This is a genomic window from Streptomyces sp. NPDC040718, from assembly GCF_055593565.1.
Genome location: NZ_JBVIXO010000001.1, coordinates 760,337 through 776,401, shown reverse-complemented (window position 1 = coordinate 776,401; position 16,065 = coordinate 760,337). Strand labels below are relative to the sequence as shown.

The 16,065-nt window shown below is 69.8% G+C and carries 15 protein-coding genes; 11 read left to right on the top strand and 4 right to left on the bottom strand.

From position 1 onward, the window contains the following. Position 1 precedes the first annotated feature (1 nt). The 10 genes from ACZ597_RS03550 to ACZ597_RS03505 all read left to right on the top strand — a co-directional run bounded on the left by ACZ597_RS03550 (position 2) and on the right by ACZ597_RS03505 (position 7,551). Positions 2–373 carry a TadE/TadG family type IV pilus assembly protein gene (locus ACZ597_RS03550; RefSeq protein WP_471324360.1) on the top strand — a complete coding sequence of 124 codons (372 nt, stop codon included), beginning with the start codon at positions 2–4 and terminating at the stop codon, positions 371–373. After that, positions 370–1,716, top strand: coding sequence for a CpaF family protein (locus tag ACZ597_RS03545; RefSeq protein WP_362468118.1), 1,347 nt, complete (start codon positions 370–372; stop codon positions 1,714–1,716). Before ACZ597_RS03550 ends, ACZ597_RS03545 begins: the two co-directional genes overlap by 4 nt. Beyond that, positions 1,713–2,651 (top strand): type II secretion system F family protein, encoded by a 939-nt coding sequence (locus tag ACZ597_RS03540; protein WP_471324356.1) that lies wholly within the window; start codon positions 1,713–1,715, stop codon positions 2,649–2,651. The genes ACZ597_RS03545 and ACZ597_RS03540 overlap by 4 nt, the downstream gene beginning before the upstream one ends. A 16-nt stretch (positions 2,652–2,667) precedes the next feature. Continuing rightward, entirely contained in the window at positions 2,668–3,570 is a 903-nt protein-coding gene (locus ACZ597_RS03535) for a DUF5936 domain-containing protein (protein WP_471324354.1), read from the top strand. Positions 3,571–3,573: 3 nt separating this feature from the next. After that, on the top strand, positions 3,574–4,653 hold the full coding sequence (locus ACZ597_RS03530) for a sensor histidine kinase (RefSeq protein WP_471324351.1): 1,080 nt from the start codon (positions 3,574–3,576) through the stop codon (positions 4,651–4,653). Continuing rightward, positions 4,650–5,336, top strand: coding sequence for a response regulator (locus tag ACZ597_RS03525; RefSeq protein ID WP_471324348.1), 687 nt, complete (start codon positions 4,650–4,652; stop codon positions 5,334–5,336). Before ACZ597_RS03530 ends, ACZ597_RS03525 begins: the two co-directional genes overlap by 4 nt. Positions 5,337–5,446: 110 nt before the next feature. Then, positions 5,447–5,647: a hypothetical protein gene (locus ACZ597_RS03520; protein WP_471324345.1), complete on the top strand. Its 201-nt coding sequence runs from the start codon at positions 5,447–5,449 to the stop codon at positions 5,645–5,647. Beyond that, positions 5,644–6,291, top strand: a complete 648-nt coding sequence (locus ACZ597_RS03515) for a pilus assembly protein TadG-related protein (RefSeq protein WP_471324342.1) — start codon at positions 5,644–5,646, stop codon at positions 6,289–6,291. Before ACZ597_RS03520 ends, ACZ597_RS03515 begins: the two co-directional genes overlap by 4 nt. 29 nt (positions 6,292–6,320) lie before the next feature. Further along, positions 6,321–6,908, top strand: a complete 588-nt coding sequence (locus tag ACZ597_RS03510) for a hypothetical protein (protein WP_471324340.1) — start codon at positions 6,321–6,323, stop codon at positions 6,906–6,908. Positions 6,909–6,912: 4 nt separating this feature from the next. Further along, positions 6,913–7,551, top strand: a complete 639-nt coding sequence (locus tag ACZ597_RS03505; protein WP_471324338.1) for an OmpA family protein — start codon at positions 6,913–6,915, stop codon at positions 7,549–7,551. Positions 7,552–7,777: 226 nt separating this feature from the next. On the opposite strand, the gene ACZ597_RS03500 is transcribed toward ACZ597_RS03505, so the two are convergent. Continuing rightward, a complete protein-coding gene (locus tag ACZ597_RS03500; protein WP_471325124.1) occupies positions 7,778–8,398 on the bottom strand; it encodes an IS5 family transposase in 621 nt (206 codons plus the stop codon). Positions 8,399–8,555: 157 nt separating this feature from the next. Between ACZ597_RS03500 and ACZ597_RS03495 the strand changes: the two genes are divergently transcribed. Continuing rightward, on the top strand, positions 8,556–8,948 hold the full coding sequence (locus tag ACZ597_RS03495) for a nuclear transport factor 2 family protein (RefSeq protein WP_470966892.1): 393 nt from the start codon (positions 8,556–8,558) through the stop codon (positions 8,946–8,948). 118 nt (positions 8,949–9,066) lie between these two features. Here the strand turns inward: ACZ597_RS03495 and ACZ597_RS03490 are convergent, their stop codons facing one another. From ACZ597_RS03490 to ACZ597_RS03480, 3 genes are all read right to left on the bottom strand, one after another. Next, positions 9,067–10,659: a peroxidase family protein gene (locus tag ACZ597_RS03490; RefSeq protein WP_471324335.1), complete on the bottom strand. Its 1,593-nt coding sequence runs from the start codon at positions 10,657–10,659 to the stop codon at positions 9,067–9,069. 28 nt (positions 10,660–10,687) lie between these two features. Further along, positions 10,688–10,981 carry a hypothetical protein gene (locus tag ACZ597_RS03485; protein WP_471324332.1) on the bottom strand — a complete coding sequence of 98 codons (294 nt, stop codon included), beginning with the start codon at positions 10,979–10,981 and terminating at the stop codon, positions 10,688–10,690. A gap of 496 nt (positions 10,982–11,477) precedes the next feature. Further along, positions 11,478–15,596, bottom strand: coding sequence for a ricin-type beta-trefoil lectin domain protein (locus ACZ597_RS03480; RefSeq protein WP_471324330.1), 4,119 nt, complete (start codon positions 15,594–15,596; stop codon positions 11,478–11,480). Positions 15,597–16,065 lie beyond the last annotated feature (469 nt).

Here is a 16,065-nt window from a genome sequence, read left to right as displayed (position 1 = left end):
CGTGAGACGACGGGACATCCGCTCCGACCGGGGTCAGGTGGCCCTGGAGTACATCGGCTTCGTGCCGATCCTGTTGTTCGTCGCGCTGTGCGGGATCCAGCTGGGCTGGATCGCCTACGTCCACGAACAGGCGGACACCGCCGCCCGTACGGCGGCCCGGGTGGAGGCCCGCAAGGGCTCGGGCGGAGCTGCCGCCGGTCAGGCGGCTGTCCGGGACGGTCTCACGGCGGAAGTGGCCATCAGCAAGAGCTCAGACGCCGTCACCGCCACCGTGACCATCTCCATCAACTCGATTGTGCCCGGCCTGTCCGTAGACCCGGCCAGGGCAACGGCAGTGATGCCCAACGACGACCCGACCGGAGCCCGCCCATGAGCCTGCGTTCCCGGGTCAACACCCCCGACGACCGCCACAGCCCCCGCGAGGACGGCCGGCTCGTCTCCTCCTACCGCGCCAAGCTGCTGGAGGAGATCGACCTCGCCGAGATGTCCGCGCTCGCACCCGCAGAGCGCCGGGCGCGCCTGGAGCGCGTGCTCGGGCACATCATCAGCCGCGAGGGCCCCGTCCTCTCCACCGCCGAGCGCGCCCAGCTGATCCGCCGCGTCGTCGACGAGGCGCTCGGCCTCGGCGTGCTCGAACCGCTCCTCGAAGACGCCTCCATCTCCGAGATCATGGTCAACGGGCCCGACCAGATCTTCGTGGAGCGCTCCGGCCGGGTCGAGCAGCTCCCCATCCGCTTCGCCTCGCACGAGCAGCTGATGCAGACCATCGAGCGCATCGTCTCCACCGTCAACCGGCGCGTGGACGAGGCCAATCCGATGGTCGACGCGCGCCTGCCCAGCGGCGAGCGCGTCAACGTCATCATCCCGCCGCTCTCCCTCACCGGCGCGACCCTCACCATCCGCCGCTTCCCGCGGGCCTTCACCCTGCACGAGATGATCGCCCTCGGCTCCCTGGACGAGCAGATGCTGCTCCTGCTGTCCGGGCTGGTCCAGGCGAAGATGAACCTGATCGTCTCCGGCGCCACCGGCACCGGCAAGACCACCCTCCTCAACGCCCTCTCCGGCCTGATCCCGGAGGGCGAGCGCGTCATCACCATCGAGGACTCCGCCGAGCTCCAGCTCCAGCAGGCACACGTCATCCGCCTCGAATCCCGGCCCGCGAACGTGGAGGGCAAGGGGCAGATCACCATCCGCGACCTCGTACGCAACTCCCTGCGCATGCGCCCCGACCGCATCATCGTCGGCGAGGTCCGCGGCGGCGAGACCCTCGACATGCTCCAGGCCATGTCCACCGGCCACGACGGCTCCCTCGCGACCGTCCACGCCAACAGCTCGCAGGACGCCCTGATGCGCCTCCAGACCCTCGCCTCCATGTCGGAGGTCGAGATCCCCTTCGAGGCGCTCCAGGACCAGATCAACAGCGCCGTCAACGTCATCGTGCAGCTCACCCGCTTCGGCGACGGCTCGCGCCGCATCACGGAGATCTCCATCCTCGACTCCCACGGCCGCGAGCCGTTCCGGATCACCACCGTGTGCCGATACATCGCCCAGCCCATGGGGGCCGACGGGCGCGTGCACGGCTACTTCGCCTACGCCCCGCTGCCCCGCCGGATCGCGGAGCGCCTCTACATGAGCAACCAGCCCATCCCCCAGGCCTTCGGGGTCGCCCCGCCCGAGGACTACCTCGACCCGCTCACCTCCCGGACCGTGCTGTGACCAACCTCGTCCTCCTCACCCTCGGCGCCACGCTGCTGGCGGGCCTGTTCGTCTCCCTCGGCGTGCACGCGTACTCGGCCGGGCTCGCGCAGCGCGCGGCCCTCATCGACCGGCTCTCCGCGGAAGGCGCCCCCCGGGCGACCGGCCGCAGGCGCCGCTTCCAGGGCCTCGACCGGCGCCTGCGCAGGACCAAGCTGGGCCGGCGCATCGAACTGAAGCTGGCGACCACCGGCCTGGACCTCACCCCGGGCGAGTTCTTCGCGTACATGCTGATGGCGGTCGCCGGGATATGGCTGATCTCCTCCTCACTCCTCGCGCCGTTCTTCGGCCCGGTGGCCGGGCTGATCGGGCTCTGGGCCGCCAACGCCTTCCTCAACTGGCAGCGGGCCCGGCGTACGGAGCGGTTCATCAACCAGCTGCCCGAGCTGGCCCGCATCCTGGCCAACGCCACCCAGGCCGGGCTCGCCCTGCGCACGGCCATCGGGATCGCGGCGGAGGAGCTGGAGGCGCCGGCCGGGGAGGAGCTGTCCCGGGTCGCGGACCGGCTCGCGGTCGGCCACTCCATCGAGGAGGCGCTCGGGGAGATCGTGGAACGGCTCCCGTCCCGCGAGCTGGTCGTCCTCGTCTCCACCCTCGTCCTGTCGGCGCGGGCGGGCGGCGCCATCGTCGGCAGCCTGCGGAACCTGACCGTGACCCTGGAGCAGCGCAAGGAGACGCGCAGGGAGATCCGTACGCAGCTCTCGCAGGTGACGGTGACCGCGTACCTCGTCCCGGCGATCGGCCTCGGCTCCCTCCTCCTCGTCGACGTGATGATGCCGGGCGCGCTGGACCGGATGACCGGCGCCCTGATCGGGCAGACGGCGGTGCTGGTGGCGCTCGGCCTCTTCACCCTCGGGTTCGTCCTCATCCGCCGCCTGTCGAAGATCGACGTCTGAGGGGCCGGCCGCTGCGATGAACTCCTACCTCCCCTTCCTCCTGGCCCTGGCCGCCGCCCTCTCCGTCTTCGGGATCCTGTACGGCGTCCGGCTCTACCGCGCCGACGTCAAACTCCCGACCGACCTCGCCCTCGCCCTGGAGGTCGGCGCCACCCGCACGACCGCCGTCGGTTCCGTCGTCGACCGCCTCGGCATCCGCTGGGCGCCGCTGGTGCTGCGGCTGATGGGGCCCAAGCAGGTGGCCCGCAAGCGCCGCCAGATCGACATGGCCGGCAACCCGGCCGGCCTCACCATCGACCGCTACGCCGCCCGGCGCGCGGTGTACGGCTTCCTGGGCGGCCTCGGGGCCCTCGCCATGCTGATGAACGGCAAACTCGTCCCGGCCCTCCTCATGGTCGCGTTCGGGCTGTTCTGGATCGAGGCCGGTCTGTGGTCGGCGATCCGGATCCGCCGGGACAACATCGAGCGGACCCTGCCGGACTTCCTGGACGTCCTCGCCGTCGTCGTCAGCGCCGGGCTCGGCTTCCGGCAGGCCCTCGAACGCGTCGCGGGCAAGTACGAGGGCCCGTGGGCGGACGAGGTCCGCATCACGCTCCAGCAGATGGACATGGGAGTCAGCCGCCGTCAGGCCTTCGACGAGCTCCGCCGCCGCAACGACTCCGAGCAGGTCGCGCAGTTCGTCACCGCCCTCCAGCAGGGCGAGGAACTGGGCTCCCCGATCGTGGAGACCCTGATCGCGATCGCCGAGGACATGCGGCGCACGGACGCCCAGAACGCCCGCCGGCGCGCCGCGAGGGCCGTCCCGAAGGCCACCTTCGCGGTGACGATGTTCATGCTGCCCGGGACCCTGATCCTGTTGGTCTGCGGCTTCGTCTACGGCGCGAACGTCGACTTCGGCGCGCTGCTGGGAGGCGGCTGAGCCATGCGCCTGGAAGCCAACGCCCTCCAGGCCCTGTGCCGCCGGGTCTTCGCGGTACGGCTGGTCATGATCCCCCTCGGCGCCCCCCTAGCCCTGGGCCGGACGGCTCCGGGAGTACCGACGTACCTGGTGGCGGGTGCGGTGGTGGGGACCTTCACCCTCTCCTACGCCCTGTTCCGCGACTGGGAGCGCTTCGGGCCGCTGCTGCTGCGCCACCGGTGGCTGCTGGGAGCGGACATGGCGGTGGGCGCGCTGCTCCTGGTCACCGCCACCCCCGCGTCCCCTCTGGGGCTGGTGGCCCTGGGCACCCCCCTCCTCTCCGGGCTGGTGTACGGCTGGCGCGGCTCGGCGGTGTTCGCCGCGGCGCAGACGGTGGTGGTGGCGGCGCTCGGGGGCGGGCTGGTCCTGTCGTTCCTGTGCGTCCTTTCGGGGGCCGCCGGCTCCTCGGTTCGGGACTTCCTCTTCCGCCTGTCCGAGACCCGGGCGCGGCTGGCGGCGGCCGAGGCGGTCCGGGAGGAGCGGGAACGGCTGGCGCGGGAGATGCACGACTCGGTCTCCAAGACCCTGCACGGACTGGCCCTGGCCGCGGACGCGCTGTCGCGGACGTCGGACCCGGCTCTGGTGCGCACCCAGGCCGAACAGGTGGCCTCGGCGGCCCGCCGCGCGGCCTCCGAGTCGCGTGCCCTGCTGACGGACCTGCGGGGCGAGCCGGTCCCCCTCCTGCCGGCGCTGCGCGCGCTGGACGCGGAGGTCCGGGTGTCGGGCGAGCTCCCCGGCCTGCCGCCCCCGATGGCCCGGCACGTGCTGTCCATCGCCGCGGAGGCGGTGGAGAACGCACACCGCCACGCGGAGGCGAACGAGACCCTGCTCACCGTCTCGGTGACCGGCACGCACCTCACCGTCTCGGTGGAGGACGACGGCCGGGGCCTGCCGGCGCAGCTCCCGTCCGCGGGCCACTTCGGCGTGCGCGGCATGCGGGAACGCGCGACGGCGATCGGAGCCGCCCTGTCCCTCGGCCCGCGCCCGTCCGGCCGCCCGGGCACCCGTGTCCGTCTCTCGCTCCCGCTGGAGGGGATCCGATGACCCCGATCGACATCCTGATCGCCGACGACAACCCGGTGGTACGGGCCGGGCTGAGCGCGCTGCTGGCCACTGCGGGGGACCTCCGGGTGGTGGCACAGGCCCGCGACGGCCGCGAGGCCCTGCACCTGACCCGGGCCCACGCTCCGGACGTGATCCTGCTGGACGTCCGGATGCCGGGGGTGGACGGCATCTCGGCCCTGCCGCACCTGGTGTGCCTGGCCCCGGTGCTGATGCTGACGTACAGCCAGGAGGCCGACCAGATCCGCGAGGCCCTGCTCCTGGGCGCGGGCGGTTACCTGATCCACGGCGAGTTCACCGCCGACGAGCTGGTACGCGCGGTCCGGGACGTCCGCGAGGGCCGCGCGCACTTCACCCCGACGGCGGCGACGGCGGTGCTCGCGGAGCTGAGGTCCTCTTCGCAGACGCAACCTTCTGTGGCACAGTCGACGGAGCGCGTGCACAACTCCGTTGTCTTCGGGCTGAGTTCGCGGGAGGTGGAGATCATGGACCTGATCGCGTCCGGCATGAACAACCAGCAGATCGCCGGCGCGTGCTTCATCAGCGAGAAGACGGTGAAGAACCACATCAACCGCATCTTCGCGAAGCTCCAGAGCACGAGCCGCAGCGAGGCGATAGCCCGCTGGCTGGGAACCGCCCGCCCGGGGGTGGCTGGTCATGGGTAGACGCCGTGCGCAATGGGACCGTATTTGGGCCCCGGGACCCTTGGTTATCTCTCGTCACTCCCCGTACCGTCCGCAGATCGACAGCGGAACCGGACCGGGAGGGACCCCCTATGTCGAACAACACGCTGGCCGGGTTGCGGAAGCGGTACGCGGGCAAGGGTGTGAGGGATCGCGGGCAGACGGCGTTCGAGTACCTGGGGATCATCCTGGTGGTCGTGGTGATCATCGGGGCGATCGTCGGTACGGGTATCGGGCAGGCCATCACCACCAAGATCACAGGGGCGGTCGCGAGTATCACTGCGGGGAGGTGAGGCAGCAGGGGCTCCGGGACGAGCGGGGGCAGGCGTTCCCCGTCTACATCATCGTGGTGGTGGGCCTGCTCTTCGCCGCCCTGGCCTTCTTCGTTGTGGGGCAGGCAGGGGTGACGCGCAGCAATGCGCAGGGCGCTGCTGATGCTGCCGCCCTTGCCGCAGCCGGAGAGGCCAGGGACAACACCTTCTCGGGGCTCGATCTGCTCAGCCTCACGCCTGCGGACTGGGCGAAGCTCGTGCATGGTGACCTCCTCACCGGGCGAGGAGCGTGTGCCAAGGCGGCCGAGTTCGCGGCTCTGAACGATGCCGTCGCTGAATGTGAAGCGGCCATCCCGCTAGTCAGTGTCAGTGTGACCACGAACGGGACCGTCGGGGAGTCGGTGGTTCCCGGCACCGAGGGCGTTCACGGCAAGGCCAGTGCCAAGGCTCGCATCAAGTCCCGCTGTTCACTGGCTTCGGCCCCTCCGACGCCCACATCGACCCCGGACCCGACGTCGAGCCCGAGTCCGAGCCCTAGCTCCACACCGGGGCCGGGAAGCGTCAAGTTCGTCTGCGACGGGGAGCCGCTTACTTTGGATCTGGCACACCCGGGCTCACTGAGCAAGCTGGCGAAGGCGCTGTTCACGGTACGACTGGTCGACTGACGAAGACGCGAGAAAAGGAAGCTGCATAGATGAGCACTCGGCGCTCGGCGAAGATCCGTGGGGGAGCGGCTGCCGTAACCGCGGCCGTCCTGGCGCTCACGGTGGCGGGTTGCGGCGGGGGAGGCGACGACAAGCCCAAGGCCGCCCCAGGCCCGTCATCGGCGCCTCAAGGAGACGCGCCGAAGTCGCAGGCACCGAGTGGTGGTTCCAAGCCCACCCCGACGGTGGTGCTCGCCACTGCCAATGGTGAAGCCGGTATGACGTTGACCATCAACAAGGCGGCTCGTGACGCCGGTGGATTCCTGACCGTGGAAGGTCAGCTGAAGAACACCGGCACCGCTCCCTACGTCAACACGGCGCCCTGGCGAGGAAACGAACTCAACTCCAGTGGTGTTTCCGTGGCCGGCGTGACCCTGGTCGACAAGGCCGGAAAGAAGCGCTACTACGTACTTCGGGACACTGACGGAAGGTGCCTGTGCACCACGGGCCTGGCCATCATCGAACCAGGCCAGTCGGTCCCGTTCTTTGCCCAGTTCCCGGCGCCGCCTGCTGCCACCATGGAGGTGGAGATGAGTCTCCCCACCTTCGCCACGGCCACCGTCAAACTCTCCGGGTGACCCCATGACAAAACGCCACCGCGTAGCCGCAGCCACAGCCGTCGCCGCGCTCGTCATCGCCGGCACCCACCTGATCGGCGCCACCGCCGCCTACGCCGACGACCCGAAGCCATCGGTACCCCCCGGCACAGAGCCATCGGCAGCCGCACCCGTGCCCATCGACTCCAACGCGCCCGGCCTGAAGATCCCCCAGGGCGGCACCCTCGCACCCATCAAGGTCCTCGACATCGCCGAGGTCGTCGAAGACCTCGGCGGCGAGCAGCGCCGCCAGGAGACCAACCAGAACGTCATGATGGCCCTCCAGTCAGAGGTTCTCTTCCCCGAGAACAGCGCCGTCTTCAACGCCCAGGCCGCATCCCGCATCCAGGCCATCGCGCAGGAGATCAACACCCAGAAGGCCACCCGCATCCGCGTCTTCGGCTTCACCGACGACCAGGGAAGCTACGAACACGGCAAGGAACTCTCCAAGCAGCGCGCCGACGCCGTCCAGGCCGAGCTGGCCAAGACCGTCACCAGCCCCGGCGTCACCTACGACGTCCGCGGCTACAGCGAGGACTACCCGATCGCCGACAACAGCACCGAGGAAGGCCGCAAGAAGAACCGCCGGGTCGAGATCACGTTCCCCCGGGGCGCCGTCGGCTAGGACTTGTCCGGGCGATCGAGTTCGCAGCCAGGCCGGTTCGACGGTGTTGCGCTTCTTGTAGCGGTCCTGGTCGAAGTCTGGTGGCCGTCCGCCGCGTGATCCTCTGCGCAAGCATGCGGCCTGGCTTCTTTCTTCTCCGGGATGGTGTGCCGAATGCCCCGCTGCCGCAGGTACGCGGCAGGGCCCGTTGCTGTATGCCTTGTCGGCCGCCAGGCTGTCAGGCTACTCACGCGGCTTGCCCGGTCCTGTCCCGGGGACGCGGATCTTCTCCAGGACCGGCTTGAACCGGATGCAGTCCGCCCGCTGTCCCGGCGTGACGACCAGGGACAGGGGCCGGCAGCGGCGGTCGGCACTTGGGTGGAGCTTGCTGGTGAACCCGCCCCGGAGGCGGCCCAGGCCTCACCTCCGGCACCACCTTCACCAGGTGGCCGACCAGGCTCTGCCACGGTGTCTCGTCCTGGTGTTCTACCTGCTCGCCCCCCTTTGACGCGGGTGCCGGGGGCGGGTCGGCCCGAGCGCCGGCCGCATGCTGGTGAGCGCGGACGATCGTGGAGTCGACCGAGAGGTCCCAGTCGGTCTCACCGGCCCCGTCGACCGCGGCCTGGACCTGCTCGAGCAGGCGCTCCCACGTTCCGTCCGCGGACCACAGCCGGTGGCGTTCAGAGACGGTCTTCCACAGGCCGAACCGTTCGGGCAGGTCACGCCACTGAAGGCCCGTCCGCACCCTGTGCAGAATCCCGTCGATCACCTGCCGGTGGTCTCGCCACCGGCCACAGCGCCTGTCACTGACCGGCAGGAACGGCCGCAGCCGCGCCCACTCGGCATCCGTCAGGTCACCCCGCCTCATGTCCACGCCAACGACGCCGACATGAAGTGGACATGACCGACCGGTCAGTTTCTGGGGGCGGGCGTCCGATCAGGTGGCGGGGCTGGCGAAGCCGGTGTGCCTGAGTCCCGCCGGCCGGATCCGACCTAGGTTCGTAGGGAGATCAAAGGAGGCTGCCATGGCCGATCACCCGAATATCGGGGTGTTTCACCGGGCTCTGGAGGCGTTTTCGGCTGGCGATATGGAGGCGCTGGCGGAGGTGTTCCACCCGGATGTGGTGTGGCATCTCGGCGGCCACGGTCCGCTGGCCGGCGACTACCGCGGGCGCGACGCCGCCTTCGCCCTGTTCCAACGGGAATTCGAGCTGACAGGCGGCACCTACCGCCCCCAGCTCCACGATGTGCTCGCCAACGACGAGCACACGGTCGCCCTGCTCCACGTCACGGCGTCACGCGAGGGCAAAGAGCTGGACATGAACGAGACGATCACCTTCCACATCCGGGAGGGCCGGATCACCGAAGCCTGGGGGCTGTGGTCCGACCAGAAGGCGTACGACGCGTTCTGGTCGTAGAGACGCCGCCCGTTTGCCCACGCGCAGGGCCGCCCCCGGCACGGTGGCGGTCCTGTGTTCGCGGAAGTCCGGTACCCGCGCCAGGCGTCGTAGACCCGTCCAAGGTCCACGGGACGGCCTAGACTGGCAGGTGGAAGACGTCGTCCTGGATGTTCGAGATCTGCGTGTTCCGCTTGATCACGTCCGACATCTTGGTGCCCTTGATCGCGGCGACCTCCGCCGGCGTGAAGGCCGGGTCGTTCTCGAACCAGAAGCGGTCGCCGGCCCGGGTTCGGGTGAGCTGGTCGGTGATGACCGCGGTGAAGAGCGGACCGAACGGCGTGCCCGGCACGTGCGGCTCGGCCAGACCACCGATCAGCGGGTCGACCAGGCGGACGTCGCCGTACGCCGCGCTGAGCTTCGCCTGTACCGCCGGGTCCGGCGTCAGCTCGGCGAACGTGCGGCGCGCGGGTAGCCCGTACGCCTCACGGCACCGGTTGTAGTCCGGGACGCCGTGGTCGCGGGCGCGCTGGATGTCCAGGGCGACCAGGTCCAGCGGCGGCGCCCCGGTCAGCCGGATGCTGCGCATGGCCTCGATCACCGAGACGTCCACCTCCTGCATGATCTGGGACGCGAAGCCCTTGAACACCGGGCCGATGCCGTACTGGTTGACGATCCCGATGTTGAGCAGTGCCTGTGCGTGCGGCACCTTCTGCAGGAGCCGGCCGTCGTCGTCCACGATCAGCAGTTCGGGGGAGAGCATCGAATGCCCGAACCGGAACCCGAACGTCGCGAACTCGGTGCTCACGGTGGGGTCCACTTCCGGGTCGTAGCCGCCGTACGGGCCGATCGCGTTCGGCCCGAGGACCGCCGGCACGAACTCCTGGAAGGTGATCGACCCGATCAGCGCCCCGACCCACTTGCGGGCGTGCTGGTAGACCTGCTCGGGCGTGGCCGTGGGCCGCTCGGCGGCGATCAGTGCGGCCAGCCGGTTGTGCTCCCGTACGAACAGCGTGTGGATGCTCATCAGGCCGTACCCGGTGTTGGCCCGCTCGTCACCGGCCAGGAAGAAGCCTGCGGCGGGCCCGACCGTCTGGTTGAACAGTCCGGCCGTGTTCAGCGGGAGCGCCGGCCCGTCGACGCCCGTGCTGGTCTTGAGCATGCTGGTGTAGACGGATACCGGCCCGAAGCTCTGGAAGGCGCGCAGCGCCGAGGCCCGTCCCTCGTCGGGGCCGTAGACCTGGCTGGCGTCGATGTACGAGGTGAAGCTGTCGATCTGCTGCCTCGGGTTGCGCCGCCAGGTGCCGGTGGACGGGTCGTACGCGGACCGGGTGAACGGGATCTGGCTGCCCGGAGGGAACGCGGTGTCGTCGGCGGGCACGGGGATGCCGGCCGTCTCCAGGGGGTCGGAGGCCGCGATGAGGTTGATGTCGTGGTTGAGGAACTGCCCCCACATCCAGGTCAGGTCCGTCAGGCGCTGGGCGTTGAGGGTGTCGGCCTCCTGCCGGCAGACGACGTTGCTGACCACCCGGGCGCTCGGCCGGTCGGCGCCGGCCTGGGAGCTCACGCCGTCGGCGTACCCGACGGGGGCGCGTCGCAGGAAGACCGAGCCGTTGGCCCCGCGCGCCGGGTGCCTGAGGTTGTTGCCGTAACCGCTGAGAGACCGGTACACCGGCGGCTTGGGCGTCACCGTCGTGCCTCCGCCGGACTCGGCCTTGTAGTCCTCTTCCATGTCGGGGATCCTCCGGGAATGCGCCCCCTCAGATGGGGTTCGGGGGGACCATCAGGTTGTAGATCTCCACGATCTTCGTGTCGAACTGCGGCGCCCCGAGTTCCTGTGCGACGGGGAGCAGGACGTCCTCCAGGAAGCGCTGGTAGTCCTCCTCCGACTCCCACACGTCGATGACCGTCCAGCCGTCGGGGTCGCCGGGCATCGCCATGTGGGAGATGAGCCCGGCGGGAGGTTTGGCGACGTCGGGGAGGACGCGGTCGTGCAGGGTCTGGTAGAGCTCCCGGTCCCAGCCCGCGCCCGTGTTCTGCACCAGAACGGCCATGGCGGACCCCTCGCTTCCTGATCGCCCCCCCAGGCACGACGCTACGCCGCCGGGCGCCTGGCGGCGCGGTGGGCCGGGTCAGCCGTCCAGCAGGTGATCGGCCTTGCCGGCCTTGATGTCCCGGATCAGTGCGGTGAGCGCGGCGCGGCTGTCCGTGAGGGGGCGGTCTTCCTGTCCCGCGACGGCGATGTAGCCTGCGCCACCGCGACGACGCCCTCCGCCTGATCGTCTACGACGGCCACTCCGCGCACGCCCACCCCCGCCTCGCCGCCCTCTGCGAAGCCCGCCGCCGGGCCACCCTGCGGGTCTTCGCCGCGCTCGTCCGCGACCACGGCGGGGAGTGGGGCGTCGGCCCCTCCCGGGAGCCCGGCGGCGGGACGCGGACCTGGGCCACGCTGTCCTGCCGGTGGGCGTAGTGGGCGGCGGTGCTGGCGGCGCACATCGGCCCACTTCCCCCGGGATTGCCGGGGGAAGTGGGGTCGGTCGGCGGATGGTGTCAGACGTTGGCTCCCAGTGGTGAGGCGAGGCCGGGGGTGAGCCAGCGCTGGGCGTTGGTGCCGTTGCACTGCCACAGCTGGAGCTGGGTGCCGTTGTCCGTGCGGCCCTGGGGCAGGTCCATGCAGCGGTTGTTCATCGGGTTGTAGAGGCTGCCGTCGGCCTGCGGCAGCCACTGCTGGGGACCGGTTCCGTTGCAGGTCCACAGCTGGACCAGGGTGCCGTTGTTGGCGGCGTCCACACATTTGCCGAGGACGCGAATCTCGCCGTTCTCGCGGATCTCGAACTGCTGGGGGTCGCTGCCGTTGCAGTCCCAGATCTGGATGCGGTTTCCGTCGGCCGTGCCGCCGGCGCTGTCGTCCGCGCACTTGGTGCTCCTGACTCCGGAAACGAGGCTGGTGCGGGGCGCAGACGGGACGGTGGAGTGGTTGTAGACGGTGACGCCGCTGAGGCGGCCGTCGAGGAAGGCGTCGGGGTTGCCCTGGTTCTTGTAGCGGCCGATGACCAGGGGGCCGGTGGCGTTCCAGGCGTTGGCCTTGGCGTGGTGGCCGGTGGCGGCGAGGGTGCCGTTGACGTAGAGGGCGATCAGGCCGGTGGTGTCGTCATAGCTGGCGGTGAGCTGGGTCCAGACCCCGACCTGGACCTTGGCGGCGTCGTTGCGGATGTTTGTCTGGTCGTAGTTCCAGCCGTCGGAGTCGGCGCGGCCGAGGGCGAAGCGCCAGGTGCCGTCGGGGTCGGACCAGAGCATGAACCCGCTGGAGCGCTGTCCGTCCTGGCTGACGACGGTCCCGCCGGCCTTATCGGTCTTGGCCCAGGTGGAGACGGTGAAGCTGCGGGTCGTGTCGATGCCGGATCCTGCGGCCGTGATGGTGGCGCCTGTGCCGTCGAGGTCGACGACCTTGGTGGCGGTGCCGGCGACGGTGTCGTCGGCCCAGGTGGCACCGGCACCGGTGAGGGTGGCGTTGTTACGGCCGCGCACGTCGGCTGTGATGGTGCCGGAGCCTTCGTTCAGCTTCCAGGCGCCGGTGGAGATGCGGGAGTCGCCCATCGTCTGCGGGCTGCCGAAGCCGGTGACCTTGCCGCTGGTGGCGGTGCTGTTCCAGGTCAGTAGGTGGTGGCTGCTGTCGAGGGCCCACAGGTCGGGGGTGCCGTCGGCGTTGGTGTCGCCGGAGGAGCCGATGACCGGGTGGGTGGCGGCGCTGACGCCCCCGCCGATCCGGGTGCGCTTGCCGTGGTCGCCGAGGGCGGCCGGGTTTCCGGCGGCATTGGCGTACTGGTAGACCTCGCCGGTGGTGTTGTCGCGGGCCCACAGGTCGGGAAGGCCGTCGCCGGTGGCGTCGCCGGGGGCGATGAGGGTGAGGTTGTCCCAGCCGGAGCCACTGAGGACGAGCACGACCGGATCGCGCAGCGTGCCGGTCGATGCCTTGCCCTGGAGGAGGACCAGCTGCGAGCCCCCCGAGCCGTTGCCTTCGACGGTCAGCAGGTCGTTGCGCGGCTCGACGTCATGCTCGGGCAGCGCGTCGCCGACGGCGAGGATCTGCTTGACCCGGCTCCAGTCCGTCGCGTACGAGGCACCGCAGGGCCGGCCGGTGGTCGCCACCGTACAGTCCTCCGCATAAGGGCGCAGCACGGGCGTGGCATTGGCGGCGGTGTAGTAGAGGCCGCCGTTGGCGGCGAGTCCGCCCTGGGTGAGGGAGTTCCGGTAGAGCTTGAGCTGTCCGTCGCGGTAGGCCCACAGGTCGTCGATGCGGATGCCGTTGCCGCCGCGGTGGGTGGTGAGGGTGCCGTTGCCCCAGCCTTTGCCGCCGGGGCTGTTGGCTACGTTGGAGGCAATGGAGCCGCCGGATGCCGGGTCAACCGCCGTGGGGTAGACGACGAGATCGCCTGCTGCTGTGGGCGCGACGAAGTCGACGCGTTCGTCGCCGGTGATGTCTCCGAGCGTGGTCTTCGCATCCGGGTTGTCGGGCACGTAGAAGGTGTACGTCTGCTGCTGCGAGCGATTGCCCGCGCGGTCGACGGCCTGGACGCGCAGGATGTTGGTGCCCCAGGTCGTGGGTGTCAGCGGGATGGACGCGCTGCCATCTGCGGCTGGGTCGAGCCGGTTGGCTCCACCCCCAGGGATGGCCGAATTGAAGGCCCACTCGTAGTACAGGACTCCACTGGTGGAGTCGGCTGACCTGACGGTGAAGGTACCAGGCCGGCCGACGTGTCCGGCGGAGCCCGGAAGAGTGCCGGACGGCGGGTACTCGGCCGAGGTGACCACCGGGATGGACGGAGGCTGCGTGTCTACGGTGAACGTGCAGCCGTTCATCCATGCCGAGTCCGTGTCGCCGTCGTGGGCGGCGACACGCCAGCTGTAGGTGTGGCCGTCGGAGAGGTTCGTCGGGCGGACGGAGGTCCAGTGGGTGCCGGTGGCCTCGCCGACGCGGCCGCTGTCGTAGACGAGGGCATTGCCGGCGGAGTCGTTGACGTAGAAGAGTGCCGAGACAGGCTGGTTGTCCGGGTCTCCGATCCACGCGCCGATGCTCAGGCCGGAATGGGCAGTGGCGCCTACCCAGCCGCAATCGTTGCCGTTCGGGTTCTGTGGAGCGGGACTCATGCCGAGCGCCCACGGGTCGTACGGCGCACGGTTGTACTCGATGTAGAGGAACGGCAGGTTGTTCTTGTTGCGGGTGAATCGCTTGAAGGCGTTGTTGCTGCTGCTCTTGGACTCGTTGGAGGCGAAGAGGCCGTAGGTGAGGCTGCCTCGCCATTCGTTCGCGACGAGGTGGTCGCGTACGTCCCACTCGCCGCGGGTGGTCGACCCCGGGCAGCCAGGGCCGCCGGCGCTGTTGATCGCTGTGGTGCGCAGGACTTCCCAGTCGCGGGGCTGGGTGTTCCAGGTGATGTTGGACAGCAGTGGCTCGGTGGAGTGCAGGCCCACGTTGTACGTCTGGCTGCAGGTGGCGTCGGCGGCGTAGGACTGGGTGGCGAAGAAGGAGGCCTTCTTGATGCTCTTGTCCCGCAGATCGCTGGTGTCGACCTGGACGTAGTACCGCTCCAGGCCGATGCGCGTGCGCCAGTGCTGGTAGCCGACGCCGGGGTCGTAGGTGTCCCCGTAGTCGTCGTAGCTGGTCGTGGTGGGGTATGCCTCCTGTACCCAGGCCCAGTGCTGCGTGCCGCGGTTGGTGGGTTGCCAGGCCGGGTCGATGAAGACGGGGTAGGAGGTCGACGGATCGGTAAGGAAGGTGCGGTCCGGGGTGAGGGCGACGGAGTTCTCTCCGAGTTCGGTCTGCAAGCGTGTGACCTTGGCCGTGTCACCGGGGCCTGCGGCGTCGGAGACCGGTTTGGTGGCCTCCGGCACCGTGGCAGCGGGGCCGGAGTCGTCGCTGCTCTTGGCGGCTTGGGGGGACTTGGCGGGTGCGGGAACGGCTGAGGCGCTTGAGTCCCACATGGTCGGTGCCGGAGCCTGGAAGACCGTACGGCCGGAGGCGTCGGCGGCTTTCAGGTTTCCGGCGGCGTCGGCGGAGACGGTGACGCCGTTGCCCTTGAGCCCCATCGTCATCCTGGCCAGCTTCGGGTGGCGTGCCGCTTCGGCGGACTTGACCACCAGGACCTGGGAGATCCCGCCGCTCTCCTCGGCCGTGACCTTGAGGTCGGTTCCCGGGGTCACATCCCGGTAGACCGCGCTCGGCCCCTCCAGGACCGGTTCGGGGAGCTGCTCCGGCCAGCTGAGGACGAGCTGCCTGCCGTCCTGGTCCAGGGTCGCGAGCGGGCCCGGACCGCCGCCGGACAGGGCCAGGGAGCTGGACGTGGCCTTTGGGCGCAAGGTGGTGCCGCTCGGCTCCTTGACCAGGGTGGCGTCCAAGTCGGCCCAGCCGCCTCCGTGTTTCGTACGCAGCGGAACGACGCTGCGGGTCAGACCCAGTGTGCCGTCCGGGTTGGCAACCACCGTGTCGGTCTCGGTCGTCGCGGCCGGGACGGGGACGGGCTTGCCGGTGCGCCGAGCCTCGGCCAGGGCGCTGCTCTCGGCACGCTCCCGCTCGGTGGCCGGCCGTTCCGGAGGCTGCTGGGTGTTCTGCGCACCCGGTTGCCCGGCCGCGGAGGCTCCCTGCATTCCGCAGACCGAGGTGACGCTCATGACCAGTGCGACCAGCCCAGCCAGTGCGACCGGCCTCCCGGCCGGCCGCCTTCTTCTCGACATGCCCCCCACGGCAGCCTCCCCAATGTGGTTGTGACTGACAACTGGGCGCGAACGCTAACAGCTCCTGGCGACCGTCCCGCTGACGGCCCCGATGTGGAATTCGCCATTCCCGGAGGCTTATTCGAATAATCGTGATTAATCGCCTGTTGGAAACAAGTCATCGCGCGAGTGGATGAGTTATTTTCGGGCAGATTCTCGAATCTGGAGCACTCGCCAGGCGCTCCTTGTCCAGGTTGGTCCCAATTTTTCGTTGCGTGAACGGGCTAGGCTCCCGGGTCAATTGATGCTCGGCGACCGTGGGGGCATGCCGTGTCGGCACTAAGTGATCTTTTATCGGGGGCGAGAAGCCGGGCGTCCCGGCGCCACGCCGCGATTTCTCTCTTGATCATTCTGTCTTTCATCTTCA

Bases quoted from the DNA above. Each gene is read 5' to 3' on its own strand.
- ACZ597_RS03545 (WP_362468118.1), top strand. From the start codon at position 370: ATGAGCCTGCGTTCCCGGGTCAACACCCCCGACGACCGCCACAGCCCC.
- ACZ597_RS03535 (WP_471324354.1), top strand. From the start codon at position 2,668: ATGAACTCCTACCTCCCCTTCCTCCTGGCCCTGGCCGCCGCCCTCTCC.
- ACZ597_RS03530 (WP_471324351.1), top strand. From the start codon at position 3,574: ATGCGCCTGGAAGCCAACGCCCTCCAGGCCCTGTGCCGCCGGGTCTTC.
- ACZ597_RS03525 (WP_471324348.1), top strand. From the start codon at position 4,650: ATGACCCCGATCGACATCCTGATCGCCGACGACAACCCGGTGGTACGG.
- ACZ597_RS03520 (WP_471324345.1), top strand. From the start codon at position 5,447: ATGTCGAACAACACGCTGGCCGGGTTGCGGAAGCGGTACGCGGGCAAG.
- ACZ597_RS03510 (WP_471324340.1), top strand. From the start codon at position 6,321: ATGAGCACTCGGCGCTCGGCGAAGATCCGTGGGGGAGCGGCTGCCGTA.
- ACZ597_RS03505 (WP_471324338.1), top strand. From the start codon at position 6,913: ATGACAAAACGCCACCGCGTAGCCGCAGCCACAGCCGTCGCCGCGCTC.
- ACZ597_RS03500 (WP_471325124.1), bottom strand. From the start codon at position 8,398: ATGAGGCGGGGTGACCTGACGGATGCCGAGTGGGCGCGGCTGCGGCCG.
- ACZ597_RS03495 (WP_470966892.1), top strand. From the start codon at position 8,556: ATGGCCGATCACCCGAATATCGGGGTGTTTCACCGGGCTCTGGAGGCG.
- ACZ597_RS03490 (WP_471324335.1), bottom strand. From the start codon at position 10,659: ATGGAAGAGGACTACAAGGCCGAGTCCGGCGGAGGCACGACGGTGACG.
- ACZ597_RS03485 (WP_471324332.1), bottom strand. From the start codon at position 10,981: ATGGCCGTTCTGGTGCAGAACACGGGCGCGGGCTGGGACCGGGAGCTC.
- ACZ597_RS03480 (WP_471324330.1), bottom strand. From the start codon at position 15,596: ATGAGCGTCACCTCGGTCTGCGGAATGCAGGGAGCCTCCGCGGCCGGG.